The 25,878-nt window shown below is 64.8% G+C and carries 26 protein-coding genes; 12 read left to right on the top strand and 14 right to left on the bottom strand.

Annotation, left to right across the window (positions count from 1 at the left end; genetic code table 11):
* The first annotated feature begins 84 nt into the window (after positions 1 to 84).
* From pmtA to A4R29_RS29815, 7 genes are all read left to right on the top strand, one after another.
* Positions 85 to 690, top strand: coding sequence for a phospholipid N-methyltransferase PmtA (gene pmtA / locus A4R29_RS29845; RefSeq protein WP_013528588.1), 606 nt, complete (start codon positions 85 to 87; stop codon positions 688 to 690).
* A gap of 169 nt (positions 691 to 859) precedes the next feature.
* Positions 860 to 1,456, top strand: a complete 597-nt coding sequence (locus A4R29_RS29840) for an NADPH-dependent FMN reductase (RefSeq protein WP_024502157.1) — start codon at positions 860 to 862, stop codon at positions 1,454 to 1,456.
* Positions 1,453 to 2,151: an orotidine-5'-phosphate decarboxylase gene (gene pyrF / locus A4R29_RS29835; RefSeq protein WP_013528590.1), complete on the top strand. Its 699-nt coding sequence runs from the start codon at positions 1,453 to 1,455 to the stop codon at positions 2,149 to 2,151. Before A4R29_RS29840 ends, pyrF begins: the two co-directional genes overlap by 4 nt.
* Before the next feature lie 32 nt (positions 2,152 to 2,183).
* A complete protein-coding gene (locus tag A4R29_RS29830; protein ID WP_013528591.1) occupies positions 2,184 to 2,471 on the top strand; it encodes a DUF1330 domain-containing protein in 288 nt (95 codons plus the stop codon).
* Between the two features lie 245 nt (positions 2,472 to 2,716).
* Entirely contained in the window at positions 2,717 to 3,037 is a 321-nt protein-coding gene (locus A4R29_RS29825; RefSeq protein ID WP_013528592.1) for an ArsR/SmtB family transcription factor, read from the top strand.
* Positions 3,034 to 3,501 carry an SRPBCC family protein gene (locus A4R29_RS29820; RefSeq protein ID WP_063169674.1) on the top strand — a complete coding sequence of 156 codons (468 nt, stop codon included), beginning with the start codon at positions 3,034 to 3,036 and terminating at the stop codon, positions 3,499 to 3,501. The genes A4R29_RS29825 and A4R29_RS29820 overlap by 4 nt, the downstream gene beginning before the upstream one ends.
* A 41-nt stretch (positions 3,502 to 3,542) precedes the next feature.
* On the top strand, positions 3,543 to 3,953 hold the full coding sequence (locus A4R29_RS29815; protein WP_063173491.1) for a GFA family protein: 411 nt from the start codon (positions 3,543 to 3,545) through the stop codon (positions 3,951 to 3,953).
* 43 nt (positions 3,954 to 3,996) lie between these two features.
* Here A4R29_RS29815 and A4R29_RS29810 read toward each other — a convergent pair whose 3' ends face one another.
* The 6 genes from A4R29_RS29810 to A4R29_RS29785 all read right to left on the bottom strand — a co-directional run bounded on the left by A4R29_RS29810 (position 3,997) and on the right by A4R29_RS29785 (position 10,048).
* Positions 3,997 to 5,070, bottom strand: coding sequence for a D-alanine--D-alanine ligase family protein (locus tag A4R29_RS29810; RefSeq protein ID WP_063173490.1), 1,074 nt, complete (start codon positions 5,068 to 5,070; stop codon positions 3,997 to 3,999).
* 127 nt (positions 5,071 to 5,197) lie between these two features.
* Complete coding sequence (locus A4R29_RS29805) at positions 5,198 to 6,079, bottom strand: SMP-30/gluconolactonase/LRE family protein (RefSeq protein WP_063173489.1); 882 nt, start codon at positions 6,077 to 6,079, stop codon at positions 5,198 to 5,200.
* Positions 6,076 to 6,717: a 2-dehydro-3-deoxy-6-phosphogalactonate aldolase gene (locus A4R29_RS29800; protein WP_063173488.1), complete on the bottom strand. Its 642-nt coding sequence runs from the start codon at positions 6,715 to 6,717 to the stop codon at positions 6,076 to 6,078. The genes A4R29_RS29805 and A4R29_RS29800 overlap by 4 nt, the downstream gene beginning before the upstream one ends.
* Positions 6,714 to 7,667: a 2-dehydro-3-deoxygalactonokinase gene (locus A4R29_RS29795; protein ID WP_063169669.1), complete on the bottom strand. Its 954-nt coding sequence runs from the start codon at positions 7,665 to 7,667 to the stop codon at positions 6,714 to 6,716. The genes A4R29_RS29800 and A4R29_RS29795 overlap by 4 nt, the downstream gene beginning before the upstream one ends.
* On the bottom strand, positions 7,664 to 8,431 hold the full coding sequence (locus A4R29_RS29790) for an SDR family NAD(P)-dependent oxidoreductase (protein ID WP_063169668.1): 768 nt from the start codon (positions 8,429 to 8,431) through the stop codon (positions 7,664 to 7,666). The genes A4R29_RS29795 and A4R29_RS29790 overlap by 4 nt, the downstream gene beginning before the upstream one ends.
* A 267-nt stretch (positions 8,432 to 8,698) precedes the next feature.
* Positions 8,699 to 10,048, bottom strand: a complete 1,350-nt coding sequence (locus A4R29_RS29785) for a putative bifunctional diguanylate cyclase/phosphodiesterase (RefSeq protein WP_013528600.1) — start codon at positions 10,046 to 10,048, stop codon at positions 8,699 to 8,701.
* A 300-nt stretch (positions 10,049 to 10,348) separates the two neighbouring features.
* Here A4R29_RS29785 and gshB point away from each other — a divergent pair, with 300 nt between their 5' ends.
* The 3 genes from gshB (at position 10,349) to A4R29_RS29770 (ending at position 13,812) form a co-directional block, all read left to right on the top strand.
* Entirely contained in the window at positions 10,349 to 11,290 is a 942-nt protein-coding gene (gene gshB / locus A4R29_RS29780; protein WP_013528601.1) for a glutathione synthase, read from the top strand.
* A 174-nt stretch (positions 11,291 to 11,464) separates the two neighbouring features.
* On the top strand, positions 11,465 to 12,997 hold the full coding sequence (locus tag A4R29_RS29775; RefSeq protein ID WP_013528602.1) for a YifB family Mg chelatase-like AAA ATPase: 1,533 nt from the start codon (positions 11,465 to 11,467) through the stop codon (positions 12,995 to 12,997).
* A gap of 275 nt (positions 12,998 to 13,272) precedes the next feature.
* Positions 13,273 to 13,812 (top strand): J domain-containing protein, encoded by a 540-nt coding sequence (locus tag A4R29_RS29770; RefSeq protein WP_013528603.1) that lies wholly within the window; start codon positions 13,273 to 13,275, stop codon positions 13,810 to 13,812.
* Positions 13,813 to 13,878: 66 nt separating this feature from the next.
* On the opposite strand, the gene A4R29_RS29765 is transcribed toward A4R29_RS29770, so the two are convergent.
* The 7 genes from A4R29_RS29765 to cysK all read right to left on the bottom strand — a co-directional run bounded on the left by A4R29_RS29765 (position 13,879) and on the right by cysK (position 22,545).
* Positions 13,879 to 16,047, bottom strand: coding sequence for a malate synthase G (locus A4R29_RS29765; protein ID WP_063173487.1), 2,169 nt, complete (start codon positions 16,045 to 16,047; stop codon positions 13,879 to 13,881).
* Positions 16,048 to 16,145: 98 nt separating this feature from the next.
* Positions 16,146 to 18,188 carry a hydantoinase/oxoprolinase family protein gene (locus tag A4R29_RS29760; protein ID WP_063173486.1) on the bottom strand — a complete coding sequence of 681 codons (2,043 nt, stop codon included), beginning with the start codon at positions 18,186 to 18,188 and terminating at the stop codon, positions 16,146 to 16,148.
* Positions 18,189 to 18,309: 121 nt separating this feature from the next.
* Complete coding sequence (locus A4R29_RS29755; RefSeq protein ID WP_013528606.1) at positions 18,310 to 18,936, bottom strand: CDGSH iron-sulfur domain-containing protein; 627 nt, start codon at positions 18,934 to 18,936, stop codon at positions 18,310 to 18,312.
* A gap of 114 nt (positions 18,937 to 19,050) precedes the next feature.
* Complete coding sequence (locus A4R29_RS29750; RefSeq protein WP_063169665.1) at positions 19,051 to 19,422, bottom strand: hypothetical protein; 372 nt, start codon at positions 19,420 to 19,422, stop codon at positions 19,051 to 19,053.
* A 127-nt stretch (positions 19,423 to 19,549) separates the two neighbouring features.
* Entirely contained in the window at positions 19,550 to 19,906 is a 357-nt protein-coding gene (locus A4R29_RS29745) for a hypothetical protein (protein WP_024502169.1), read from the bottom strand.
* A 49-nt stretch (positions 19,907 to 19,955) separates the two neighbouring features.
* Positions 19,956 to 21,443 (bottom strand): pyridoxal phosphate-dependent decarboxylase family protein, encoded by a 1,488-nt coding sequence (locus A4R29_RS29740; protein ID WP_063173485.1) that lies wholly within the window; start codon positions 21,441 to 21,443, stop codon positions 19,956 to 19,958.
* A 13-nt stretch (positions 21,444 to 21,456) separates the two neighbouring features.
* Positions 21,457 to 22,545, bottom strand: coding sequence for a cysteine synthase A (cysK, locus tag A4R29_RS29735; protein ID WP_063173838.1), 1,089 nt, complete (start codon positions 22,543 to 22,545; stop codon positions 21,457 to 21,459).
* A gap of 254 nt (positions 22,546 to 22,799) precedes the next feature.
* On the opposite strand from cysK, the gene A4R29_RS29730 reads away from it, so the two are divergent.
* Together A4R29_RS29730 and A4R29_RS29725 are read left to right on the top strand one after the other, a co-directional pair.
* Complete coding sequence (locus A4R29_RS29730) at positions 22,800 to 24,788, top strand: transcriptional regulator (protein WP_063173484.1); 1,989 nt, start codon at positions 22,800 to 22,802, stop codon at positions 24,786 to 24,788.
* Positions 24,789 to 24,917: 129 nt separating this feature from the next.
* Positions 24,918 to 25,097, top strand: coding sequence for a hypothetical protein (locus tag A4R29_RS29725; RefSeq protein WP_023814179.1), 180 nt, complete (start codon positions 24,918 to 24,920; stop codon positions 25,095 to 25,097).
* 120 nt (positions 25,098 to 25,217) lie between these two features.
* On the opposite strand, the gene A4R29_RS29720 is transcribed toward A4R29_RS29725, so the two are convergent.
* Positions 25,218 to 25,781 (bottom strand): cytochrome b, encoded by a 564-nt coding sequence (locus A4R29_RS29720; protein WP_013528613.1) that lies wholly within the window; start codon positions 25,779 to 25,781, stop codon positions 25,218 to 25,220.
* Positions 25,782 to 25,878: the final 97 nt, after the last annotated feature.

The raw sequence follows: 25,878 nt of genomic DNA, 5'->3' as shown, positions 1-25,878 counted from the left end.
ATCCACGACATGCGTCCGGCCGCGCCTTGCCTAGCACCGCTCAGGTGCTAAGTAACTTTGCGGGGAGCGCTGAGGAGAGCTTGCATGACACGTGGCCCTGGACTGCGGAAGGCGCTTGTCGAAAAGTTCGACGACGAACTCAAATTCTTCAAGGGCTGGATCGACAAGCCGAAGACGGTTGGCTCGATCGTGCCGACCAGTTCGATCACCGCGCGCAAAATGGCCTCGATCGTCAATCCTAAATCCGGCCTGCCAGTGCTCGAGGTCGGTCCCGGTACCGGCGTCATCACCCGCGCCATTCTCGCCCAGGGCGTACGCCCCGAAAACCTCTACGCTGTCGAATATTCCACGGATTTCGTTCGTCACCTGCGGCGGCTCTATCCCGGCGTCAACGTCATCGAGGGCGACGCCTTCAACCTCAACGCCACGCTTGGCGACAAGAGCGGGATGATCTTCGATTCCGTCGTTTCGGGCGTGCCGCTGCTCAACTTTCCGGTCGCCCAGCGCATCGCCTATATCGAGAGCCTGCTCGACCGCATCCCGGCCGGACGGCCGATCGTGCAGTTGACCTATGGCCCGATGTCGCCGATCCCACCCGGCCGCGGCAATTATACGGTCAAACATTTCGATTTCATCCTCCGCAACATTCCGCCGACGCAGCTGTGGATCTATCGTCGCGAAGCGCACTAAGTGAGAAGGGAGTAGGGGAGTAGGGGAGTAGGGGAGTAGGGGAGTAGGGATGAAGGGTTCCATTTCCAGGCTATTTTCTACTCCCATATTCCCCTACTGCCCTATTCCCCTATCCAGCCGTTGATTTGAGCCGTCCTTGGCTGTACCTGTCCGGGAACAAGGGTGGCCAATGGCAGTGATCCCGAAAATCCTCGTCTTCGCCGGCTCGGTGCGCAGCGGCGCCTATAGCGGCAGGGCCGCCGACGTGGCGCAAAAGGAACTCGCCATGCAAGGTGCCGAGGTGACCCGCATCTCGCTCGCCGAATACCCCCTGCCGATCATGGACGAGGACCTGGAAAAGGAAAAAGGCGTTCCCGAAAACGCCCAGAAACTCGGCCGTCTGATTGTCGCCCATGACGGGCTGCTGATCGCTACACCCGAATATAACGGCTCCATTCCGCCGCTGCTCAAGAACACGATCGACTGGGTGAGCCGGGTGCGCAGGGATGGTGGCCGGCCAGTCAGGCCGCTGGCCGGCAAGGTCGTTGGCCTCTGCTCGTCCTCCAACGGGCACTTTGCCGGCATCCGCTGCATCAACCATCTGCGCGCGGTGCTGGTGCGTTGCCAGATGGAGGTGGTGACGCCGGAATGCTCGGTGCCCGACGGCGGTGACGCCTTCGACGAGGATGGAAATTTCCGTGACGAAAGACTGCACAAATCGATGGAGCACCTATGCCGCACGCTGATCGAGACCTCGCGCCTGCTGTCCACCCGGATCGAGGCATGATCGCCAATAGCATGCGCGACCGGCTCATCGTCGGCCTCGACGTGCCGACAGTGAAGCAAGCCGAGCAGGCAGTGCGCGAACTCGACGGCATCGTCTCCTTCTACAAGATCGGCTACCAGCTTGCCTTCGCCGGCGGGCTCGACTTCGCCAGGGAGCTGGCCAGCGGCGGCACCAACGTCTTCCTGGACATGAAGCTGCTCGACATCGACCACACGGTGGCCAAGGGTGTCGAGAACATCGTCAAGATGGGCGTGACCATGCTGACCATCCACGCCTATCCCAAGGCTATGCAGGCCGCCGTAGAGGCGGCCAGAGGCAGCGACCTTTGCCTGCTTGCCGTCAGCGTTCTGACCTCGATGGACGAGCAGGACATGATCGACGTCGGCTATGAGTACGATCCGCATACGCTGGTGCTTAGGCGCTCGGAACAGGCGCTGCATGCCGGCATGGGCGGCATCGTCTGCTCGGCCGCGGAGGCCGAGGCGGTGCGCCGGATCGTGGGACCCGACATGGCGGTGGTGACGCCCGGCATCCGGCCGGCGGGCAGCGACCATGGCGACCAGAAGCGCGTGGTGACGCCGGGCCAGGCGATTCGCAACGGCGCCAGCCACCTCGTCGTCGGCCGTCCGATCATTGCTGCGGCCAACAAACGGGAAGCGGCCGAAGCCATCCTCGACGAGATGCGCTCGGCCTGAGATTTCCAGGAACAAGTTCGGAGACCAAGAAAATGCCCAAAGGATATTGGATCGCTCGTGTCGATGTGCGCGACGCGGAAGGCTACAAGGACTATGTCGCCGCCGCCAAACCTGCCTTCGAGCGCTTCGGGGCGAAGTTCCTGGCGCGCGGCGGCGAGCATGAAAAGGCCGAAGGCCCCGGCCGCGCACGCAATGTCATCATCGAGTTCGAATCGCTGGCTGCCGCACACGATTGCTACCACTCGCCGGAATACCAGCGCGCCGCCGCCATCCGGCAGAAGGTCGCCGATGGCGAGATCGTCTTGGTCGAGGGCGCCTGAGGTCCCCTGCAAGCATAGTTCCGGTTTTAGCCGGAGACGTGCTCAAAATCGGATAGAGCCTGGCGGCGTTTGAAGCCTCGCAGGCTCATTTTACATATCTTTGCTCCGCGATTTCACGGTGATCTGCCTGGCGCAGTTGCCAGGTGCGGAGCCGTGCCGACGAGCGGTCATTCAACGCCGGTCGGATTGCCGGTTGACATGCAGGTATTTACCTGCATATTATGCCTTACAACAGAGTGAGGCAGATGGACGCCGACAAGGTTTTCAAAGCGCTGGGCGACCCGACGCGCAGAAGGCTGCTCGACCTTCTGTGCGAGCAGAACGGGCAGACGCTCGGTCAGCTTTGCGATCATCTGGACATGGCCAGGCAATCCGCCACCCAGCACCTCGACCTGCTGGAGGCGGCCAACCTGGTGAGCACGGTCAAGCGCGGCCGCGAAAAACTACATTTCATCAATCCCGTGCCGCTGCACGAAGTCTACGAGCGCTGGGTACGGAAATTCGAACGGCAGCGGCTCAGCCTGCTGCACGACCTGAAGCAGGAACTCGAAGGAGAAGACCAATGACCACCAGAGAGACCACGAGCTTTGTCTACGTGACCTATATCCGCTCGACGCCGCAGAAGGTGTTCGAGGCGATAATCAAGCCCGAGATCGCAAAACGCTACTGGGGCCACGAGAACGTCTCCGAATGGACGCCGGGCTCGAAATGGGAACACATCCGCGCCAATGACGAACGGACCGTCGAACTCGTCGGCAAGGTCGTCGAGATTTCGCCGCCGACCCGCCTCGTCATCACCTGGGCGAACGCTTCGCAGGCGGACGATCCGTCAAAAACCAGCCGGGTGACGTTCGCCATCGAGGAATACGACACCATGGTGCGGCTGACCGTCAGCCATGACGAGCTCGAGGCCGGCAGCGGCATGGCGAAGGGCGTCAGCCAGGGTTGGCCGGCGGTGCTGTCCAGCCTGAAATCCTTCCTCGAAACCGGCAGCGGCATCGATATTTTCGCCAAGCCGAAATCGGCCTGATGTTGCGGCCTCGAGCAGAATCAGACCCGTGGAGAATGACAATGACCAAGCGCTATACCGGCGGCTGCGCATGCGGCGCGATCCGTTACGAGACCAATGACGAGCCTATCTTCCAGAACCACTGCCAATGCAGCGATTGCCAGAAGCGCTCAGGCACCGGCCACGGATCCTACCTGACCTTCGGCCAGCGTGCCGATATGGCCATTACCGGGGAGGTGAGCACCTGGCGCGTGGCGGGCGCCAGCGGCAATGAAAAAATCCACACCTTCTGTCCAACCTGCGGAACGCCGGTCTTTCTGATATCCGTCGCCATGCCGGAATTCATAGCGGTCCATGCGGCCAGCCTCGACGATCCGGAACAGTTCAGCCCAGAGATGGTGACTTACACGAGCCACGGCCATGCCTGGGACAAGATGGATCCCGCCTTGCAGGCGGTCGAGCGAATGCCGTAGTGAAACGCGTCCGCCGGTCGGCCCGCGATCTGCCGTGGCGCCTTCAGGCGCGATGCTCTTGGCCGATCAGCCGGCTCGCCGCTGTCTCGGCTATGGCATCGGCAAGCTCGAGGCTCCATTGCTGGCGGCAATAGGCGCGGAAATCGAAGCAGGGCAGGCCGGGGCAGACCTCGAACTCGATGAGGTGGACGGTGTTGTCGGCCTCGACCCTGAGATCGATGGAAAACACGTCGCGCAGGCCGAGCCCGCTCATCAGCCGCCCGGCGATCGCACGAATCCTGGCGTCGGCGGCCGGCTGGCTGTCGGCGACCGCGACGAGCTCCGGCTCGGCGTAATGTCCCGCCGCTTTCGCTGCCTCGCCAGTGTCGCCGTAGAGCGCCAGGCTGTCGGCCATGGTCTGGAAATCGGCGCCTGAATCGACAAAGGCCACGCCAAGCACTTCGACTCCCGCGCCCGGCATCAGGCTAAGGAAACTGGCGCGCACGTTGCGGCCGGCGACGTAGGGCTGGACGACGACATCGTCGCGATAGGCCGAAAAGACGCGCCGGCTGAGCTCCAAAGCGTGGGCGAGATCGCTGCAGCGCGATTCCGGCCAGATGCCGATCTTGGCGCCGAGCCGGTTGGGCTTGACGAACCAGCCGGCGGGCGAGGCCGGCGGCTCGACCAGCCATTGGCCGTCACGCGCGAGCCCAGCCTGTGGCACCGGCAGGCCGAGCGCGCCGAGCACGGCGCCGGAGCGGAACTTGTCCTGGCAGAGCGCGAACAGCGCATCGTCGGCGCCGATTGTCTTGAAACCGCCCAGTCGCGCCAAAGCGGGCGCCGCGCCGCCGCGGAAATAGGCGATGCCGTCGGTCAGCGTCCAGACCAGCGTTGTGCTGGGATGCTCGCCGGCGAGCACGCTGGCAGCGTCGTCGAGCGCCACCGGCGCGAACGACAGGCCGCGTGCCTGGCAGGCACGGCCAAGCACGTCGAATTCAGGAGCGAGATCGGTCGACTGCGCCAGATAGGACGCGATTTCGGTTGCGCGCTGCGGCGCATGGCCGTCGGCGACCAGACGGTCGAAACAAGCCTTTTCCGGCTCATGGACGAGTATCAGTTTCGGCTTACGGCTTGGCATGAGATGAACGATCCCCGGCGGTACGATCACCTACCATCGCATGGTCGAGACGTCAGGCTCTCGCGAAACCGACACGGTGCGGGCGGTGGCGTGACAACGCACCGTCCGACCGTAGAATCCAGTTCGATCAGGCGATCAGCACGCGCGGCTCGAAGCGGCCGTTGACGGGAATATCGAGCAGAAAGGTCATGCCGCCCTGCAGATCCAGCAGACGCTGCTTCTCATCCTTGCCCGACCAGGCGGAGGTGACCGCCAGCCGGTCGGCCTTGGCGCCGACGAAGGCTGGGCAGGATGGCTGCGTCACCGGCATGGCGACCGTGCGGACGAGCTTGCCGTCGGGTCCGTAGGCTTCGATGACGCTGCCGCCCCAGACGGCGTTCCACAGGATGCCGTCGCGGTCGAGCACCGACCCGTCGACATAGCCCTTGGCCGAGCGGTGGTCGACGAACAGCTTGGGCTCACCGGCAGGCAGACCGGTCGCCGGGTCGCAGGCGACGCGCATCAGCAGCCCGGTCGAGGTGTCGGTGTAGTAAGCGATCGCGCCATCCTCGGTAAAACAGATCGAATTGGAGACGGTGATGTCCGAAAACAGCTGGCGCAGTTCGCCCTTGAAAAACCAGTAGATCGAACCCGCGCCTTTTTCCTCGCCCTTGCCCATGGTGCCCATCCACAGGGCGCCGCAGGGATGGACGCGGGAATCGTTGGAGCGCGTGACCGGATTGTCGGCCTCGACAGGCGTGTGCAGCGTCAGCTTGCCGGTCGCGACATCGCGGACATAAAGGCCGGTCTCGGCGGCGATCAGCTGGCACTTGTCGTCGATGACGGCGATGGCGCTCGCCATTTCGCCAAGCTCATGGACGGTGGTCGCGCCGCCGGACAGCCGCTTTTCCAGAAGCTGGCTGTTGACGATGTCAAACCAGTAGAGCGTATCGGTGGCGGGATCGTAGCTCGGCCCCTCGCCGAGCTGGCAGACGTGATCGGAAAAAACCGAAACGATCGCTTCGCTCATCCTGCTTCTCCGAACACCGCATCCCAAGCCGCGACGGCAGCTTGCGCACGCGCGGCCACCTCGTCGACGCTCATGCCCGGCTTGAACAGGCTGGAGCCCAGACCAAAGGCGGTCACGCCGGCAGCCTTGTAGCCGGCAAAATCTTTTTCGGAGACACCGCCGACGGCGCCGACCAATGTTTGCGCCGGCAACACCGCGCGCATCGCGGAAATGCCGCCGGCACCCAGCACGCTCGCCGGGAAGAATTTCAGGGCCGAGGCGCCGAGCTTGATCGCCTGGAAGGCTTCGGTCGGCGTGAACACGCCGGGCATCGTCACCATGCCGTAATGCATGGCGCGCGCCATCACCTCGGCATCGATGTTGGGGCTGACCAGCAGCCGCCCTCCGGCCTGGTGCAAGCCATCGACATCGGCCGGCGTCAGCACCGTGCCGGCGCCGACCAGCGCCGTTTTCGGCAGCACTTGGACGATGCGAGCGATCGACGAGAACGGTTGCGGTGAGTTCAGCGGCACTTCGATCGCCTCGATGCCGGCGTCGAACAGCGCCTGGCCCATGGCCATCGCCTCGGTGGGCTTGAGCCCGCGAAGGATGGCAACCAGGCCGCGCTTGAGTTTTGGAAACGGTGCGGTCTGGCTCATCGGGCAACTCCAATTCTGGCGATCATGCCGTTCTCGCGCGCCGCCTCGACGAGACCGGCACGCACTGCCTCGTCGGCGTCGACGGCCCGGAGCTCAAGCCCAGCAAGCCCAAGTGCGGCCTGGTAGAGTGCGGCCAGCGCGCCGGAGGCAATCAGCACCACGGGTTCGGCGCCGGCGCCATGCCGGCGGCTGGCGGAGGCGATCTCGCCGCCGATCAAAAGGCCGGACAGGCAGGCGGCGGCATCGTCGGCTTTCAGATCCTGCAGCAGGCCGGCGGCCCGGATCGAAAACAGTCGCGAGGTGATATCGCCGCCTTCGCCCAATGCGGTTTCGCACCAGCGGCGGAAGAACGGATTGTCCGATGTGACGGGCTTCGGATGTTCGCCGAGCGAATGGCGCAGGATCGAGTGCGCGGCAAGCACGGAAAACAGCTCGCCGGTCGGCCAGGTGCCGAAGCCGGTAACGGCGCCATCCTCGACCAGCACCCATTTCGAATGGGTGCCGGGCATGCAGACCAACTGGCGCCCCCTGGCCGGCAGGCCGGCGCCGGCAAGCTGGGTTTCCTCGCCGCGCATGACGTCGGGCGCGTCAGTCAGCCGCTGGGCCAGACCCGGAACGATGCGGATGTCACGGCTCTGTCCGGGCACGCTGGCGGCGCCCGCAAGGATGGCGGTAAGCGGCGCCGGCACGGTGACATAGGGCGCTTCGAGCCAGCCCTGGCGGGACCCGGCCATGCCGCAGATGATGACGGGCAGCGCCGCTGGTGCTCCCATCGCCGCCAGATGCCCTTCGAGGATGGTCGAAAAGCCCTTTTGCTGCGCGGTGATCAGGCCGTCATCGCCGCGGCGTTCGGCAAGCATCTTGCCTTGCCCGTCGATCAGCCAGACCCGCATGCGGGTCGTGCCCCAGTCGACGGCGGCGACCGCCGGTGCGTTGCCGGCTTGGCTCACAGGAAACCTCCATCGACGATCAGCATCTGCGCCGTCAGCATGCGCGAAGCGTCCGAGGCCAGGAACAGCACCGTGCCGACGATGTCGTCGGGCTGCATCACCTGTTTTATGCACTGCTTGGCGACATGGGCGGCAAGCCCCTGTTCGGTCACCCAGAGCTCCTTCTGCCGCTCGGTGATCACCCAGCCGGGTGCGATGGCGTTGACGCGGATGCCGTCCACACCGAGCTTGCCGGCCAGCCCCTTGGTCAGACCGAGGATACCGGCCTTGGCGGCCGTGTAGGAGGGCATGTCGGGGTGGTTGATCAGATAGGACGTCGAGGTGAAGTTGATGATCGAGCCGCCGCCGGCCCGCTTCATGCCCGGCGCCACCGCTTGCGCGGTGAAGAAATGCGGCCTCAGATTAATGGCTTGGTTGTTGTCCCAGAACTCGACCGTCACGTCTTCGACGGCGTGGCGTTCGTCCCAGGCCGCATTGTTGACCAGCACGGTGACATCGCCGTGCGCCTCGGCAGCCTTCGCGGCGGACGCCCGCAGGGCCTCGACATCGCGCAAATCGGTCTTGAGGTAGAGCGGCCGGCGGCCGAATTCTTTCTCGATGCGGTCGGCAAGAGCTGTGCTTGGGCCGTCGGCGATGTCGATGAAGGCGACATTGGCGCCCTGGCGCACAAAACCCTCGGTCAGTGCCGCGCCAATTCCGGAGCCGCCGCCGGTGATCAGCACCGAGGCTCCTTCGAGGTCGGCAAAATGCGCCGATGGCATCATCGTTGTTGTCTCCCAGCGCATGACCCCGAAAATCGGATCGATTTTCGGAAAGGGATCATGCGCAAATGTTAAATGCTACAGCGTCCTTTGCGCGTCTTGAAAGACGCGCGGCGCCGTAGCGTGATCGGCGCGCATCCTAGCCACGCAAGGCGCGCGGGCAAGGGCGAACCGCCGAATTTCAGGGCTTATGTCAGACAAAACGACAATGCGCCGCACCGGATGCGCACGGCAGCACCGTCGGGGTTGGGGATCTCGGAGGACCGCCGGTCAGATCGCCTTGGCGCGCAGGGCGCCGCGGAAGGAATCGCGGAGATAGCCGAGCGTGGCGTCGGCATCGACCGGCTTGCCGAACAGATAGCCCTGTCCGCCGGCGCAGCCAAACTGGACCAGGCGATCGGCCTGCGCTTCCTGCTCGATTCCTTCGGCGACGACGTCCATGCCGAGCCCTTCGCACATTGCGAGGATAGCGCGGATGATGTGTTCCGACGGCCTGTCGTCGAGAATGGAGGAGACGAAGGCGCGATCGATCTTGAGCTTGTCGAAATGGAATTCGCGCAAGCGGCCGAGCGAGGACTGGCCGGTGCCGAAATCGTCTAGCGAGACGCGGATGCCGACGCGGCGCAGATCCTCGACGATCTGCGCGGCCGAGGCCGGGTCGTTCATCAGGCCGGTCTCGGTGATCTCGATCTCCAGCCGGCGCGGATCGAAGCCGGTGCGGTCGAGGATCGCCAGTATGTGCAGGCCGGTGTTCTGGTCGACGAGCTGCGAGGGTGACAGGTTGAACGACAGGAACAGGTCCTTCGGCCAGCTTCTGGCGGCCTCCGTCGCCTTGCGCAGCACCAGCTGCGACAACGGGCCGATGATGCCGCGCTCCTCGGCGATGGGAATGAAGACGGTCGGCGGCACGGAACCCAGGTCGCGGTCGGTCCAGCGCGCCAGCGTCTCGAAGCCGATGGTGCGGCGCGTGGCGAGATCGACGATGGGTTGGAAATGCGGCTCCACTTCGCCGGCCGAGACAGCCCGGCGCAGCGCCTGTTCGATGCGGGTGACGCGCTTGGCCGCTTCTTCCATCTCACGGGTGTAGACGACGACGCGGCCACGGCCGGAACGCTTGGCGTGGTAGAGTGCCGTCTCTGCCTTGTTGATGAGGATTTCCGTGGTCTCGTCGCCCGAATAGAACAACGAGCAGCCGACCGAGGCCGAAAGCCTGGCGGTGCGTTCGCCGACATCGTAGGGCGCCGACAGGATCTCGATCAGCATGCGCGACTTTTCGGCCGCAGCGTCCTCGCTGAATACCATCGGATAGAGAAAAGCAAATTCGTCGGCGCCGATGCGGCAGACCGTGGAATAGCCGTCCATAGAGGCGCGCAGCCGCATCGCGACCTGGATCAGGATGTCGTCGCCGGCCTTGTGGCCGAACAGATCGTTGATCGGCTTGAAGCCGTCGAGGTCGAGAATCCCGACGGTAAAGGGCGCGGGATCGTCGGCTCGGTCGGCGATCAGCCGATCGACCTTGTCGAAGAAGCGGCGATGGTTGCCAAGCCCGGTCAACGGATCGGTGAATGCCAGATCCGTGCTCTCCCTGTTTGCCTGACCGGTGCCAAACGAAGTTTGCATCGGTGTCCCTGTTTTGTGACTTCGGAATTTATTTTCAGACTGGCAGCAAACCCTTTAGGAAACGTATCGCGAAATCGATTTTCCATGGGCAACCGCGACCTGTTTCGAAGGATCGATGTGAGGTGTGCATTCGGGCTCAAGGAACAACGAGGACGCGCAGCCTGGCTCCTGTCACGGAATGACCGGCAGGGCCGAGCTTGCGACTTGCTGATGCCAATCTTCAAAAGGTCGCGATTGGCAGACGGGCAGTGAGCCTGTACAGGCAGGACAGTCGCCCATCAGAGCCGCCGGAGACCCGCCATGAAGCTGAAAATCGCCGTCCAGATGGACCACATCTCCACCGTGTCGATCGCCGGCGACACCTCGTTCGCGCTGTCGCTGGAAGCGCAGCGGCGTGGCCATGAGCTGTTCCACTACACGCCGGATCGGCTGTCGTTGCGCGACGGCAAGGTGTTTGCCCGCATTGAGGAGATGCAGGTGCGCGACGAGAAAGGCAGCCACTATTCGCTGGGCGAGAAGGTGCGCACCGATCTGTCGGAGATGGACGTCGTCCTGCTGCGCCAGGATCCGCCCTTCGACATGAACTACATCACCACCACGCACATCCTGGAGCGCATCCACCCGAAGACGCTCGTGGTCAACGACCCGGCCTGGGTGCGCAACAGCCCGGAAAAGATCTTCGTCACCGAATTTGCCGACCTGATGCCGGACACGCTGATCACCAAGGATCCACTCGAAGTTGCCGCCTTCCGCAAGGAGTTCGGCGACATCATCGTCAAGCCGCTCTACGGCAATGGCGGCGCCGGCATCTTCCATCTGCTGGAGGGCGACCGCAACCTGGCCTCGCTGCTGGAAATGTTCGGCCAGATGTTTCGCGAACCCTATATCGTGCAGCGCTATCTCAAGGACGTGCGCAAGGGCGACAAGCGCATCATCCTGATCGACGGCGAGCCGGTCGGCGCCATCAACCGGGTGCCCGCCGAACATGATTCCCGCTCCAATATGCATGTCGGCGGCCGCGCCGAAAAGACCGAGCTGACGGCGCGCGAACGCGAGATCTGCGCCCGCATCGGGCCGTCGCTGAAGGAGCGTGGGTTCATCCTGGTCGGCATCGACGTCATCGGTGACTACATGACCGAGATCAATGTCACCTCGCCGACCGGCGTGCGCGAGGTCAAACGCTTCGGCGGCGCCGACATCGCCAGCCTGTTCTGGGACGCGGTCGAGGACAAGCGCGGGTAAGCCGTTTTCATTTTGTCTTAACCATGTTCCGTTTTTGCAACCGCGCTCAATTCGGCTGCAACCCACGCGCTCACATGTTCCCGTAATGTTCTTGATTTGACCGAGGATTTGTGATTGTCTGCCCGTGGGGCCATTTCTTGGCCATCGCGTGGGTTGTGGCCTGGGGGCAAAGAAATGGTGGCGCGGGTTCGCACGGTCGCTTTCCAAGGCATCGAGGCCGTGCCGGTCGATGTGCAGGTGATGATCGCGCCCGGCAAGGTCAACATGCACATCGTCGGCCTGGGCGACAAGGCGGTGGCCGAAAGCCGCGAGCGGGTGCAGGCCGCACTGCATGCTTCAGGCCTGTCGATGCCGTCGAAGAAGGTCACGGTCAATCTGGCGCCGGCCGACCTGCCGAAGGAAGGCAGTCACTACGACCTGCCGATCGCGCTTGGCCTGATGGCTGCCCTTGGCGCCATTCCGGGCGACATGCTGGCCGGCTATGTCGTACTTGGAGAATTGTCGCTCGACGGCACGATTGCCGCGGTCGCCGGCGCCTTGCCGGCGGCGATCGCCGCCAATGCCGAGGGCAAAGGCCTGATCTGCCCGTTCGCCTGCGGACCTGAGGCGGCCTGGGCTGGAAAGGATTTCGACATTCTGGCACCGCGCAGCCTGATTGCCATCGCCAATCATTTTCGCGGCACGCAGGTGCTGTCGCGCCCCGAGGCCGGCATCCACGCCGCCGCGCCGGATTTGCCCGACCTCGCCGACATCAAGGGCCAGGAGACCGCCAAGCGGGCGCTGGAAGTGGCGGCCGCCGGCGGGCATAATCTTCTCATGATCGGCCCGCCGGGCTCGGGCAAATCGATGCTGGCGCAGCGGCTGCCGTCGATCCTGCCGCCGCTAGCGCCGAAGGAATTGCTCGAAGTCTCGATGATCGCGTCGGTGGCGGGAGAGCTCGGCGAAGGCAAATTGACTGACCGGCGGCCGTTCCGCGCGCCGCACCACTCGGCCTCGATGGCGGCGATGGTCGGCGGCGGCATCCGCGCGCGGCCGGGCGAGGTGTCGCTGGCCCATCACGGCGTGCTGTTCCTCGACGAGTTTCCCGAGTTCACGCCGCAGACGCTCGATGCGCTGCGCCAGCCGCTGGAGACCGGCGACTGCATGATCGCGCGAGCCAACCATCGCGTCACCTATCCGGCGCGTATCCAGCTGGTGGCGGCGATGAACCCGTGCCGCTGCGGCATGGCCGGCGAGCCTGGTTATCGCTGCCTGCGCGGCGAGCGCTGCCGCACCGACTATCAGGCGCGCATTTCGGGCCCGCTGCTCGACCGCATCGATCTCAGGATCGAAGTGCCGGCGGTCTCGGCCAGCGACCTGATCCGGCCCGACCGGGCGGAGAAAAGTGCCGATGTGGCGATGCGCGTGGCACGCGCCCGCACCATCCAGCGCGAGCGCTTCGAGCGGCTCGGCGCCACCCGCGCCACCACCAACGCGCATTGCGCGCCCTCGGTCATCGAGGAGATCGCCATGCCGGACGCCGCCGGCCTGTCGCTGCTCAAGGACGCCAGCGAAAAGCTCGCCTTTTCGGCGCGAGCCTATCACCGGGTGCTGAAGGTGGCGCGGACACTCGCCGATCTCGACGCCAGCGAAACCGTCGGCCGCATCCATCTGGCCGAAGCGATTTCCTACCGCATGAGCTCGGAGCGGGTGGCGCAGGCGGCGTAGGTCACTCGCCGCCCGACAAGCCGACCTTGCCACGCCACCTTCCGCAATCACGCCATAACCGTCATCCGACGAATCGGCCATCTCCGCACTGCGGCGGACCTGATTGTCCGCTTGGTCGACGTCCTCACCACCCAACGGCCCCCACCGACCGGGCGCCGGCCGTTTCTCCGTCTTCGGGGGCGTGGACGTCATCGCATCGGACCAAAGTCTTGGTCTCCGCATTGGGAATTCCTTATTTAGATAATGTGAATATGATTGCGGTCGGGGAGCCCGCTATGTTCGTTGACTACTACGAAGTTTTGGAAGTCAGCCCGAACGCCAACTCGGAAACGCTGGAACGCATATTTCGCTATTTTGCGATGCGCTATCATCCCGACAATCGCGAAACCGGCGATGAAGCCCGCTTCAGTGAAATCGTGGAAGCCCACAACACGCTCAAGGATCCGGTCAAACGCGCTCAATACGACATCGCGTATAGGGACCATGCCGGCCTTCGCCGCGAATTGACCGAGGAAGCCAGCAACAGCAAAGGCATCGAGCGGGATGTCGTGATCCAGGCCAGGCTGCTGTCGCTGCTTTACGCGAAGCGTCGGCACGACGTCAGCAATCCCGGGATCGGGGATGTGGAGCTCGAACGCCTGTCAGACTGTCCGCGAGAGCATCTCGAGTTTCATCTCTGGTATCTGAAAGCGAAGGGCTGGATAGCAAGAGTGGAAAACGGGACGATCGCGATTACGGTGGAAGGCGTCGATCGGGTCAACTCCGAACACCGTCGCGATCCCACCATCCGGCTCCTGGACCATACAGCTTCCTGACGCCTCACCTCCGGAGGAAGTCAGGCCGAAGACCTGCCGCCCCATTCACGGCAGGGACTGGCCTCTTCAGCCCTGCTGCGCCTTCAGTTCCAGCCGCCGCGCGTGCAACACCGGCTCGGTGTAGCCGTTGGGCTGGGCGCGGCCCTTGAAGACCAGATCACAGGCGGCCTGAAAGGCGATCGATCCGTCGAAATCGGCCGCCATGGGCTGGTAGAGCGGGTCGCCCGCGTTCTGGCGGTCGACGATGTCAGCCATGCGCTTCATCGTCGCCATTACCTGGTCCTCGCTGCACACGCCGTGGTGCAGCCAGTTGGCGATGTGCTGTGAGGAAATACGCAGCGTGGCGCGGTCTTCCATCAGGCCGATATCGTTGATGTCAGGCACTTTCGAGCAACCGACGCCCTGGTCGATCCAGCGCACGACATAGCCAAGAATGCCCTGCGCGTTGTTGTCGAGTTCCTTCTGGATATCCTCGGGCGACCAGTTCGGCCGCACGGCAACGGGCACCGACAGGATGTCGTCAAGCTTCGCCTTGGGCCGGTTCTTCAGCGCCGCCTGCACGGCGTGAACATCGACCTTGTGATAGTGCGTGGCATGCAGCGTCGCCGCCGTCGGCGACGGCACCCAGGCAGTGTTGGCGCCGGCCTTGGGGTGGGCGATCTTCTCGACCAGCATCGCAGCCATCAGATCCGGCATCGCCCACATGCCCTTGCCGATCTGGGCGTGGCCGGCCAAGCCGCATTCCAGCCCGATGTCGACATTCCACGCCTCGTAGGCGGAAATCCAGGCGGCCTGCTTCATGTCGCCCTTGCGGATCATCGGGCCGGCTTCCATCGAGGTATGGATCTCGTCGCCGGTGCGGTCGAGGAAGCCGGTGTTGATGAACACCACGCGCTCTTTTGCGGCGCGGATCGCCTCCTTGAGGTTGACGGTGGTGCGCCGCTCCTCGTCCATGATGCCCATCTTGATGGTATTTTTCGCCATGCCGAGCAGCGCTTCGACGCGGTCGAAGATCTCGACGGCGAAGGCGACTTCGTCGGGCCCATGCATCTTGGGTTTCACGACATACATCGAGCCCGCGCGGGAATTGGCGCGGCGGCCGTTCGGCCCGACATCGTGCAGCGCGATCAGCGCCGTCATCGCCGCGTCCAGTATGCCTTCCGGAACCTCGTTGCCGTCGCGGTCGAGGATCGCCGGGCTGGTCATCAGGTGGCCGACATTCCTGACCAGCATCAGCGAGCGGCCGGGCACGGTCAGCCTGCCGCCGGCGGGCGCGGTGTAGGCGCGGTCGGGATTGAGCTTGCGGACAAAACTCTTGCCGCCCTTGGTGATCTCTTCCGCCAGGTCACCCTTCATCAGGCCGAGCCAGTTGCGGTAGACGACGACCTTGTCTGGCGCATCCACCGCCGCGACCGAATCCTCGCAGTCCTGGATGGTGGTCAGCGCCGATTCCAGGATCACATCGGCGATGCCCGCCGGATCGGTGCGGCCGATCTGGTTGTTGCGGTCGATCACGATCTCGATGTGCAGGCCGTTGCGCACAAGCAGCACGGCATCGGGATTGGCGGCATCGCCGCGATAGCCGACGAATTGCCTGGGGTCGGCCAGCGTCGTCGAGCCGGCGCCGGCGCTCAGCCGCAAGGCACCCTGCGCCAGCGACAGGCCATTGACGCCGGCCCATTTGCCGGACGTGAGCGGGGCAGCCTCGTCGAGAAAGGTCTTCGTCCAGGCGACGACCTTGGCGCCGCGTGCCGGATTGAAGGCTTTGCCCTTTTCGGCGCCATCCGTTTCGGGGATGGCATCGGTGCCGTAGAGCGCATCGTAGAGCGAACCCCAGCGCGCATTGGCAGCGTTGAGCGCATAGCGCGCATTCATCACCGGCACGACCAGCTGCGGTCCGGCAACATCAGCAATTTCCGGGTCGACATTGTCGGTCGACACGCTGAAGGCCGGGCCTTCGGGAACGAGGTAGCCGATCCCTTTCAGGAAGCCCTTGTAGGCCTCCATGTCGACCGGCGCGCCGTAATCGCGATACCAGCCGTCTATCTGTTCCTGGATGGCGTCACGCTTTGCCAGCAGCGCCCGGTTCTTCGGCGCCAGATCATGGACGATGGCCGAAAAACCGTTCCAGAAGGCGTCCGCTTCGATCCCCGTGCCCGGCAGCGCTTCCGTGGCCACGAACTCATGCAGCTCGCGGGCAATCCGCAATCCGGCGATCTCGATGCGGTCGGTCATCAGGCTACTCCAGATGAAAGGCTTTGCGGGCCTTTGGCATGTCAGGTTTGCCGGGTCAATTCAGCTTAGGGTGAAGGTGGCGTATTTCGCCGCGTCGCTCAAACCGCAATCCTTGGCCTACCTGAGGCCACGGCCACGACATGCGCCTCGATGAACATGCGCTGGGCCTCGACGGTCGAGACCCGGAATTCGGTGGCGACGTCGATCTCGGCGCTGTCGGTGCCGGCATCCCTGGCGCGCTCCGCGACGATGGCGCGGACATCGGCCTCGGCCGCCGCGATCGCCGCTGCCTCGTCGAGGAAATCGCGTACGGTCTCGCCCGAGGCGAGACGAAACAGCCCTTCTATGGGCTGGCTGACCCGCGCCTCGGCCGAAACCCTGACCTGGCCGACGACGGCGCCGAGCGCGTTGGCGACATCGGTATCCCTGGGCACCACGCAGTCATTGCCGATCAGCTCGGCCAAGCCGGCATAGTGCAGCGGCGCCGAGGCGCCGAGGCCGATGACCGGGCGGTCGAGCGCAACGCTCAGGCGGGCGATGCCGGGATGCGCGTCGACCGCGCGCTGCACCAGGGCGTGCGCCACCGTCGCGGCGCCGTCGAGCCCATCCTCGGCAAAGGCGGTCTCGAGGATATATTCGGCCGACCAGCGCGTCAGCGTCACCAGCACCCGTTCCGAGATCGCTTCCGGCGAAGCGGCAATGTTCTGGCCACGGCCGTCACGCTTGCGGGCGAACAGTTCGGCGCCGAGGCGCGCCGCGATAGGGTCCCAGTTCGCCTGCTTGCCCAGCACGTGGGCGGCGTCCGACGGGGTGAAGCCGGCGACATGCACCAGCCCGCGCGACACCAGCCGGTTCAGCGTCGCGTTCTGCGCATTCGAGGTCAAAAGCCTGTCGACGGCGAGCGGCACGGCACCGATGGCCTCGTAGAGCCTGGCTTCGGCGCCGGTCAGGCCGGCGGCGAGCCGGTCCGGCACGCCGGTGCGCACCGCGAAGCGGCCGTCCATGCGGCCGGGATTGGGTGCCCGCAGCTGGCGCTCCAGCTCTGAAATCACCGCTACGCCATGCGCCATGCCGGCCAGCGCCAGCGGCACCAGGCGGCGCGGCCCGAGCAGGATCTTCGGGTTGAGCGCGCCATCCTCCAGCGCCACTTCGGAATCGCCGCCGAGGCCGAAGGTGCGCATGGCGACGGCCTCGACCATGGTGCGGAAGCCGCCGACGGTGGCGCCTTCCGGATCTAGCCTGGGACGGCCGCCGTCGAGCACGGCGACGTCGGTGGTGGTGCCGCCGATGTCGGACACCACAGCATTGTCGAGCCCGGTCATGTGGCGGGCGCCGACCAGGCTGGCGGCCGGGCCGGACAGGATGGTCTCGATCGGTCGCTGGCGGGCAAAAGCGGCTGAAACCAGCGCGCCATCGCCGCGCACCACCATCAGCGGTGCTGCGATGTTGCGCGCCTCGAGGAAGCCTTCGGTCGCTGCCACCAGCCGGTCGATCATCGAGATCAGCCTGGCGTTGAGCAAAGTGGTCAGCGCCCGGCGCGGGCCGCCGAGCTTGGCCGACAGCTCGTGGCTCGATGTGACCGGCAGGCCGGACTTGTCGCGGATCAACTCGCGGGCGGCGATCTCATGCGCCGGATTGCGGGTGGCGAAGTAGGCGCAGACGGCAAAGCCGGACACCGAGGCGCCGAGTTCCGGCAGCGCCGCTTCCAGTCCGGACAGATCGAGCTTGGCGGCATTGCCATGCACGTCGTGGCCGCCCGGACAAAAAACCACCGGATCGGTGCCGAGCGCGGCCTTCAGCCCGTCGCGGGCGAGGTCGCCCTCGGAAAAGCCGATCATCACCAGCGCGACGCGGCCGCCCTGGCCCTCGACGAGCGCGTTGGTGGCAAGCGTCGTCGACATCGACACCAGCTTGATATCAGCCGGATCGGTTCCGGCTTTCTGCAGCACCGCGTCGACGGCGCCGGAAATGCCGACGGCAAGATCATGCCTGGTGGTCAGCGCCTTGGCCTTGGCCAGCACCTTGCCCTTGTTCGGCCCTTCTTGCGGGCCTTCCGTTTCAGACCACAACACGGCATCGGTATAGGTGCCGCCGGTGTCGATCCCGAGGAACAACGGTTTTGGCTTGGTCTTGGCTGTCATTTTTGGCGGCGGTCCGGCTGGGGAGTCTGTCTGCCCCTGCCTTTAGCCGATGCGGGCCGGTCGATAAAGCTGCGAGCGCTGGGCCAAGGCGGAGATTGGCAGCGTTGGCCGAAGCGCCAACCTACCCGACAAACCCCACTTTCTTGTGCGTGCCATCGCAGAACGGCTTGTTGGCGGAATGGCCGCAGCGGCAGAGGAAGGCGCGTTGTGTACGGTCGACCGTATGGCCGGTTCCGGTGACGATCTCGAGATTGCCCTCAAGCTTGAGCGGGCCATTGGTGGTCGGCGTCACTTTCAGCGGACCATTTCTCGCTTCGAGCGCCGGCGTGTCCTTCAGCTGCGGCTCGCCGGTGGCGGCAAAACCGGATTTGTTGTGGCTGCCGTCGCAGAACGGCTTGTTTTCCGAAGCGCCGCAGCGGCAGAGCGTGGCACGATAAGAAGTCTCGCCGTCGAGAACGATCTCGGCGTGTACCGCCAGCGGGCCGTTTTCCCGCAGCCGCACCGTGTTGACCACCGGTGCTTGCTCCTGCGGCCCGCCATCCTTCCTGACATAGGTGATGGCGCCCGACGGGCAGCTTTCGGCGATGGCGACGATCTTCTCGACGCTGGCCGCCTCGGGATGGATCCATTGACCCGGCGCGTTGGGCACGAAGACGTGCGGATCGCCGAGCACGCAGTTGCGCGAATGGATGCAGCGCTTGCCGGAAAACCCGACGTCGATCTTGTCGCTTTCGACCATGCCGGCCATAGCTGAGCTCCTTTTGCCTGAAGCACGTCGCGTCTGAACAGTTCGAGGCGGCGCGCGCTGGGTATTTGCACAGGCTATGGCTCCAGCCCGAAGACCGTCAAGCTGGCAAACCGGTCAGGGGACCAGTTCGATCTCCTCGGTCTCGCCGCCGCTGCAGGTATAGCAGCAATCCTCGCATTTTTCCTTGTTGCCGGGGCCGACGCCCCAATAGGTGCCCTCGTCACCATCGACCCAGGCGCCGTAACAGATCGATTCCCCGGCGTTGCAGGATATCGGCAGCTGCTTGGTCTCGCCGTCGTCGAGGTAGAAGTCCTTGTCATCGCCCGGCCAGACATAGTCGCGATCCTGGCTGTAGAGTTCGACGCGCATGGCGTTGGGGTGGCCGTTCTTGATGGCAAAGGTGACATCGTCGGCACGCGCCGCCGGCACGAGCAGCATGAGGAGAGACAGCGCGGCCAGCACGCGGCGCGCATAGATATGAAACATGAGTGACCCCCTGAATAAGCGGCCCACCCGGCCGCGTGGCGACCATCGCACGCAGCGCTGAATCGCGGAAGTGGACCGGACGAGCCGATCCCTGACTTAATTTGGGTCCAACGAAAACTTCCGCGCTCTACGGCACCAGATCGATCGTCTCTGTCGAGTGTTCGACGCAGATGAAGCAGCAGGTGTCGCAAGGCTGGTCATTGTCCGGCCCGACGCCGGCCGAGAGGCTGTCATTGCCGTCGGCCCAGGCGCCATAGCAGATATGTTCGCCCTGATTGCAGGAGAACGGCACGGATTTCTGCGACCCTGGGGCGATCAGGAACACCTTGTCGTTGCCCGGCCAGACCGTCTCGCGGTCGCGGCTGAACAGCTCGACCGCGACTGCTTCCTTGCGCAGGTTCTTGACGAAGAAGGCCATGTCGGCGGCCTGCGCCGAGGCGGTGAAGACCAGCGCCGCCAGTGCAACCATACGAAACAGCGTCACGGCCTGGATCTCCCGAATCACCGCGGCAGAATCGCATGCCTGCCCGCAACTAGGAAGGTGTGGAACCCTGCGTCGCGATCTCATGCCCCAGCCGCACCGTTTCACGCACCAGCAGGTCGAGATCCTCGCGCCGTGTGCGATGATTGGTGATCGCCACGCGCAACCAGTGCTCGCCATGCACCGTGGTGTCCGAAAGGGCCGCAATGCCCTGTTCCTGCAGCCGCAGCATGATCTCCGTGTTGAGCGCCTTCAGAGCCTCGCCTGTCAGACCGGGCTGATAGCGGAAGCAGACGATGTTGACGGTCGGCGATGCCGCCAGCTGCAGCCGCGGCGCGGCCTCGATCAAGCCGGCAAGATAGACGGCCTGGGCAATGTTCTGGTCGATCAGGCGGCCGAATTTCTCGACACCGTGCTCCTTCAGCGCTATCCACACCTTCAGCGCGCGAAAACCGCGCGACGTCTGCAGGCCGTAGTCGTGCAGCCATTCGCCGGAAGCGAGGCCGCGCGGCGTCGATTCCAGATATTCCGGCGTCACCGCGAAGGTCCCGCGATGCGCGGCGGCATCCCTGACCAGGGCGCAGCCGACTTCGAACGGCGCGTGCAGCCATTTGTGGGGATCGAGCGCGACCGAATCCGCCCGTTCGATGCCGGCGACGCGATGGGCATTCTCAGGCGCAATGGCGATCAGCGCGCCGATGCAGCCGTCGACATGGAACCAGAGGCCTTCCTCATGTGACAGCTTCGCAAGCGCCTGCAAATCGTCGATCGCCCCGGTGTTGACGGTGCCCGCCGTACCGATGACGCAGGCCGGCTTGAACCCTGCCGCGCGATCCTCTGTGATCGCCGCCCGCAAGGCGGCGATATCGATGCGCAGCCCGGCATCGGTCGGGATGCGGCGCAGTGCCCGGTTGCCGAGGCCAAGTGCCTCCATCGCCTTGCGGTGGCACGAGTGGATCTGCTCCGAGCCGTAGAAGCGCAGCGGCTTTTCGATGGCGGCGACACCATGCTCGCGCACGTCGATGCCGGCCTTGACGTTGCGCGCCACGGTCAGCCCGATGATGTTGGCCATCGAGCCGCCGCTGACCAGCGTGCCGCCGGCAGAAGCGGGAAAGCCCAGCATCTCCTTGCACCAGTTCACCACCTGGCTGTCCATCAGCCCGGCGGCGTGGTTGCCACCGCCGAGGTTCGAGCCCTGGATTGCCGCCAGGAAATCGCCGAGCGCACCGGTGAAATTGCTCGACCCCATATACCAGGACCAGAAGCGCGGATGGATGTTGCCCATTGGATAGGACATCACCGTGCGGGACACCTCAGAATAGACCGCATCCAGCGGCGCCGGCGAGCGCGGCAGCGGCGCCGAGAAGGCCCCTCTCACATCGGCCGGCATCTCCCGCCAGACCGGGCGGTCGCGCACATCGCGGAGGTAATCGACCGCATCGTCGATGACCCGGTGCGACAGGGCCTGCACATCGGCCCAATCCAGGGGGTCGAGCGTTTCCTCGGCCAAAAGGCCAAGGTTTTCTTGCACGGCGTCCATACCAGATCTCCCGTCAAGCCGCCGGGAACTGGCAGCCGGGCGTCGAGCGCGACAGGGCGGTCTCGTCGGCATCCATCTCGGCCTCGATGCCGTCGAACAGCGGCGTCGACATATAGCGTTCGCCGGTGTCGGGCAGCATGCACAGGATCACCGCACCGGCCGGCGCCTCCTCCGCGACCTGCCGTGCCACGGCGAAGGTCGCGCCGCCGGAAATGCCGGTGAAGATGCCCTCTTTGCGCGCCAATTCCCTCGCCCATTTGATGCCCTCGGGCCCGGCGATCGGCATCACCTCGTCATAGAGGCTGGTGTCGATCGCCTCCTGCAGCACGTTGGGGATGAAATCTGGCGTCCAGCCCTGGATCGGGTGCGGCTCGAAGGCTGGATGGCTGGCGGCGGGAGCACCATCGACGCCGCGCTGCTGGACCTTGCCGCTGCCGATGAGCTGCGCGTTGGCCGGCTCGGAGAGCACGATGCGGGTTTCCGGCCGCTCGCTGCGCAGCACGCGCGCCACGCCCACCACCGTGCCGCCGGTGCCATAGCCGGTGACGAAGCAATCAAGCCGCGAGCCGGCGAAATCATTGACGATCTCGCGCGCCGTCGTTGCCTCGTGGATGGCGGCGTTGGCGGTCGTCTCGAACTGGCGGGCAAGGAACCAGCCATTGGCCTCGGCCAGTTCCACCGCCTTCTTGTACATGCCGAAACCTTTTTCGGCGCGCGGCGTCAGCACCACCTTGGCGCCCAGCATGCGCATCAGTTTGCGGCGCTCGACCGAAAAACTGTCGGCCATGGTGACGACCAGCGGATAGCCCTTTTGCGCGCAGACCATGGCGAGGCCAATGCCGGTGTTGCCGCTGGTCGCCTCGACCACCGTCTGGCCCGGCTTCAGCGCCCCGCTGCGCTCGCCCTCCTCGATGATGTTGAGCGCCAGCCGGTCCTTCACCGAGGCGCCGGGATTGAAATACTCGGCCTTGACGTAGATCGTCGCGTGGGATGGTCCGAGATTGTTGATGCGAACCACCGGCGTGTCGCCGACGGTGTCGAGAATGCTGTCGAACAGGCGGCCGCGCCCGGCCGTGGTTCTGATCTTCTGCTGCTGCAACATCTTGGTCTCCTTGATTGTCATCGCGTTTTGTCTTCACGGGCCGGTTACAAACCGGCGGGCTGGGCGGCGAGGTTTGGTGACCTTGCCGCGCTAGGACTGACATGCCGCACAGCGGCAATGCCCGTATCCGGCGCTGAGATCCGCTGCCGGATGCGCCGTGTCGTGTTTGGTGATACAGGAGAGGCCGACAGACCAGCGTGGGAGCAGGCGTGGAAACGCACGTGGAATCCACTCGATCGAGGCCGGACGGCGACATGCCGGTCCTTTCCGTGCGCCTGCTCGGACCGCTGATGATCTCCCGCGACGGCGCTCCGGTTGCCCTGCCCGCGTCACGCAAGCTGCGCGCGCTGCTCGCCTATCTGGCGCTGGCGCCGCATCCGGTCAGCCGCAGTCGCCTGTGCGAGTTGTTGTGGGATGTGCCGAACGACCCAAGGGGCGAACTGCGCTGGTGCCTGAGCAAGCTGCGCGGCGCGCTTGACATGCCGGCCCGGCGCCGGGTCTCCACCCAAGGCGATACGGTCGCACTCGATCTCGACGATTGCCTGGTCGATGTGCTGGAGGTCAGCCGCGCCGCCGCGCAAGGGATCGGCACGCTTGACGTCGAGCGCTTGCGCGTGCTGGCCGGACTGTTTGCCGGCGATTTCCTCGACGGGCTGGAGCTCGAGCGCAGCCCGCATTTCAACAGCTGGCTGATCTCGCAGCGCCGCCGCTTCAGCGCTTGCCATGCCGCCGTGCTGGAACGCCTTGTCGCGAGCCTGCCGGCTTATAGTGACGAGGCGATCGCCCATCTCGACACATGGGTGGAACTGGCGCCGTTCGACACGTGCGGACATCTGGCGTTGCTGTCCAATCTGGCCGGGCGCGGCGAGGTCGGCGCGGCCGAAGAGCATCTGGCCGCGGCGGAACGATTGTTTCGGTCGGAGGAGCTCGATTTCGCACCGCTTCGCGCGGCCTGGCGGGCGATCCGTGACCGACAGTCGGGCACCTCGCTTCGAACGGCCTGCCTGTCCACGCTATCGCCACTGGTGGCCACCATGCCCACCGCACCCGGCCCGGTCGAGCCCAGCCACGCTTCGCTGGCGGTGATGCCGTTTGTCGAGGAGAGCGGCGGCACGCGCGGCGGATTGGCCGACGGTTTCACCCACGACATCATCACCCGTCTGGCCAAGCTCAGGGATTTCTTCGTCATCGCGCGCGGATCGGTGTTTGCGCTGGCAGAGCAGAACATCGCGCCCGAGGATGCCGGCCGCCGGCTGAATGTCGACTATGTCGCCACCGGCACGGTGCGTAGCCCGTCCGGCCGCCTCATCGTCAGCGTCGAGCTGATCGAGGTGCGCAGCGCCAGGATCGTCTGGGCCGAGACCTTCGAGCGCAGGCCCGATGACATCTTTTCCGTGCTCGACGACATCGGCAACAGCATCGTCTCCTCGATCTCGGCCGAGATCGAAACGGTCGAGCGCAACCGCGCCATGCTGAAGGCGCCCAGCTCGCTCAACGCCTGGGAGGCCTACCATCGCGGCCTCTGGCACATGTACCGCTTCACCCAGGCCGAAAACGAGCAGGCGCGGCATTTTTTTGCGCAGGCCTTGCAGCTCGACCCGACCTTCGCCCGTGCCTATGCCGGCCTGTCCTTCACCCACTGGCAGAACGCCTTCCAGCGCTGGGGCGATCGCGACCGCGAAAGCGCGCTGGCGTTCGAGAGCGCCGGCCACAGCCTGCTGGTCGACGACCACAATCCGGCCGCCCATTGGGCGATGGGCCGGGCGCTGTGGCTGCGCGGCGAGCAGGACGGCTCGCTGCTCGAACTCGAGCGGGCGGTCGATCTCAGCCCCAACTTCGCGCTCGGCCACTACGCTTTGTCCTTCGTGCATTCGCAGTCGGGCGACCCGCGAGCGGCGATAGGCTCTTCCGATCATTCGCGCCATCTCAGCCCGTTCGACCCGCTGCTGTTCGGCATGCTGGGCGCACGCGCCATGGCGCATGTCCGGCTCGGCCAGTTCGAGGAGGCGGCCGAATGGGCGCTAAAGGCGGCGGCGCGGCCCAACGCCCACGCCATCATACTGGCGATCGCCGCGCACTGCCTGGCGCTGGCCGGACGGCTCGACGAGGCGCGCGGCTTCGCCGCCGCCATCCGCAAGACAAGGCCGGACTATTGCGCCGACGATTTCATCGGCACCTTCCGCTTCGAACCGGATGCCGTAGCGCTGTTCCGGCAGGGCGCCAGCCGCATCGGACTCAACTGAAGCCTGGATCGCCATCTTGGGGATCGCATGGGAATTTCGCCTCAAATCCGCCGGGTTAACGAAGTCGGAAGGAGTTGTTTAACCGTTAGCTTCTATGTCACGGCCCGGGGGGCCGACAAAGTGAGTATGATGAGCAACAGCCCCGACAAGCGCAATGAATGGCGCGCCATATTTTACGTGCAGGCTCGCGTTGCCATCCTGTTTGTCCCGGTGGTTGCCAGCCTGCTGATCATAGCGGCGCTTGCCGGAAACGAACGCAAGTCGGTTCCCAGCATGATCGACCCGACCGTCACCGGCTCCGTGCGGTAGGCGCTATCGGTCGGCGTTAGCCCTCTCGGGGAGAGCGCCTTCTGAAGAAAAAGAAGGTCGAAGGAAAGGCCCTCCCGATCAACGAGGGAAGGCGCTATGCGCTTTTCCTGGGAAACCACTTCACACTTTCCCGGACTTGCTCCAGGAGAGCGTGCTTTCCGGCAGCATTCGCTTGAGCACGTCGTCCTTGCGGATGAAATGATGCCATAGCGCCGCGGCCGCGTGCACTCCGGCGAGGATGAGGATCGAATTGGCGCACAGGCTGTGCAGTTCCCTGATGAACCGGGCCGTGTCGCGGTCGGGCGATACCGGGGCCGGGATGGTGAAGAGGCCGAAGAAGCTCAAGGCGTCGCCCCTATACCAAGTCAGCAGGATGCCGAGAGCCGGAATGGTCACCAGCAGCGCATAGAGCAGCAGATGCGCGATCTTGGCCGCCCATCGTTCAAGCTCCGACATTTCCGTCTGCAGCCCTGGCGTTCCCAGTATCAGGCGCAGGCCGACGCGGATGACGACCAGCGCAACCAACAGCAGCCCGAACGAAATATGGAACCACCAGACGAGCGCGCGGCCGGGATCGCCGCGCGGAAAAAGTTCTTCCACATAGGTCAAGCCATAAAGGCCGATGACCAGCAGAAACACCGCCCAGTGAATGGCTTTTTGTGCGCTTGTATAGGTGGGGTGCATGCGAGCCTTCCAGTTTTGAATACTTCTAAACTAGCCGCGATCATGTCAAAGCTTTGTCGGGCTCGGATGATCGTGAGCTGGCAGGACACTGGAACGG

Origin of the sequence: Mesorhizobium ciceri biovar biserrulae (genome assembly GCF_001618845.1) — a bacterium.
GTDB classification, from domain to species: domain Bacteria; phylum Pseudomonadota; class Alphaproteobacteria; order Rhizobiales; family Rhizobiaceae; genus Mesorhizobium; species Mesorhizobium ciceri.
The sequence above is the reverse complement of the archived record's forward strand: the minus strand, read 5'-3'. Positions and strand labels throughout refer to the sequence as shown.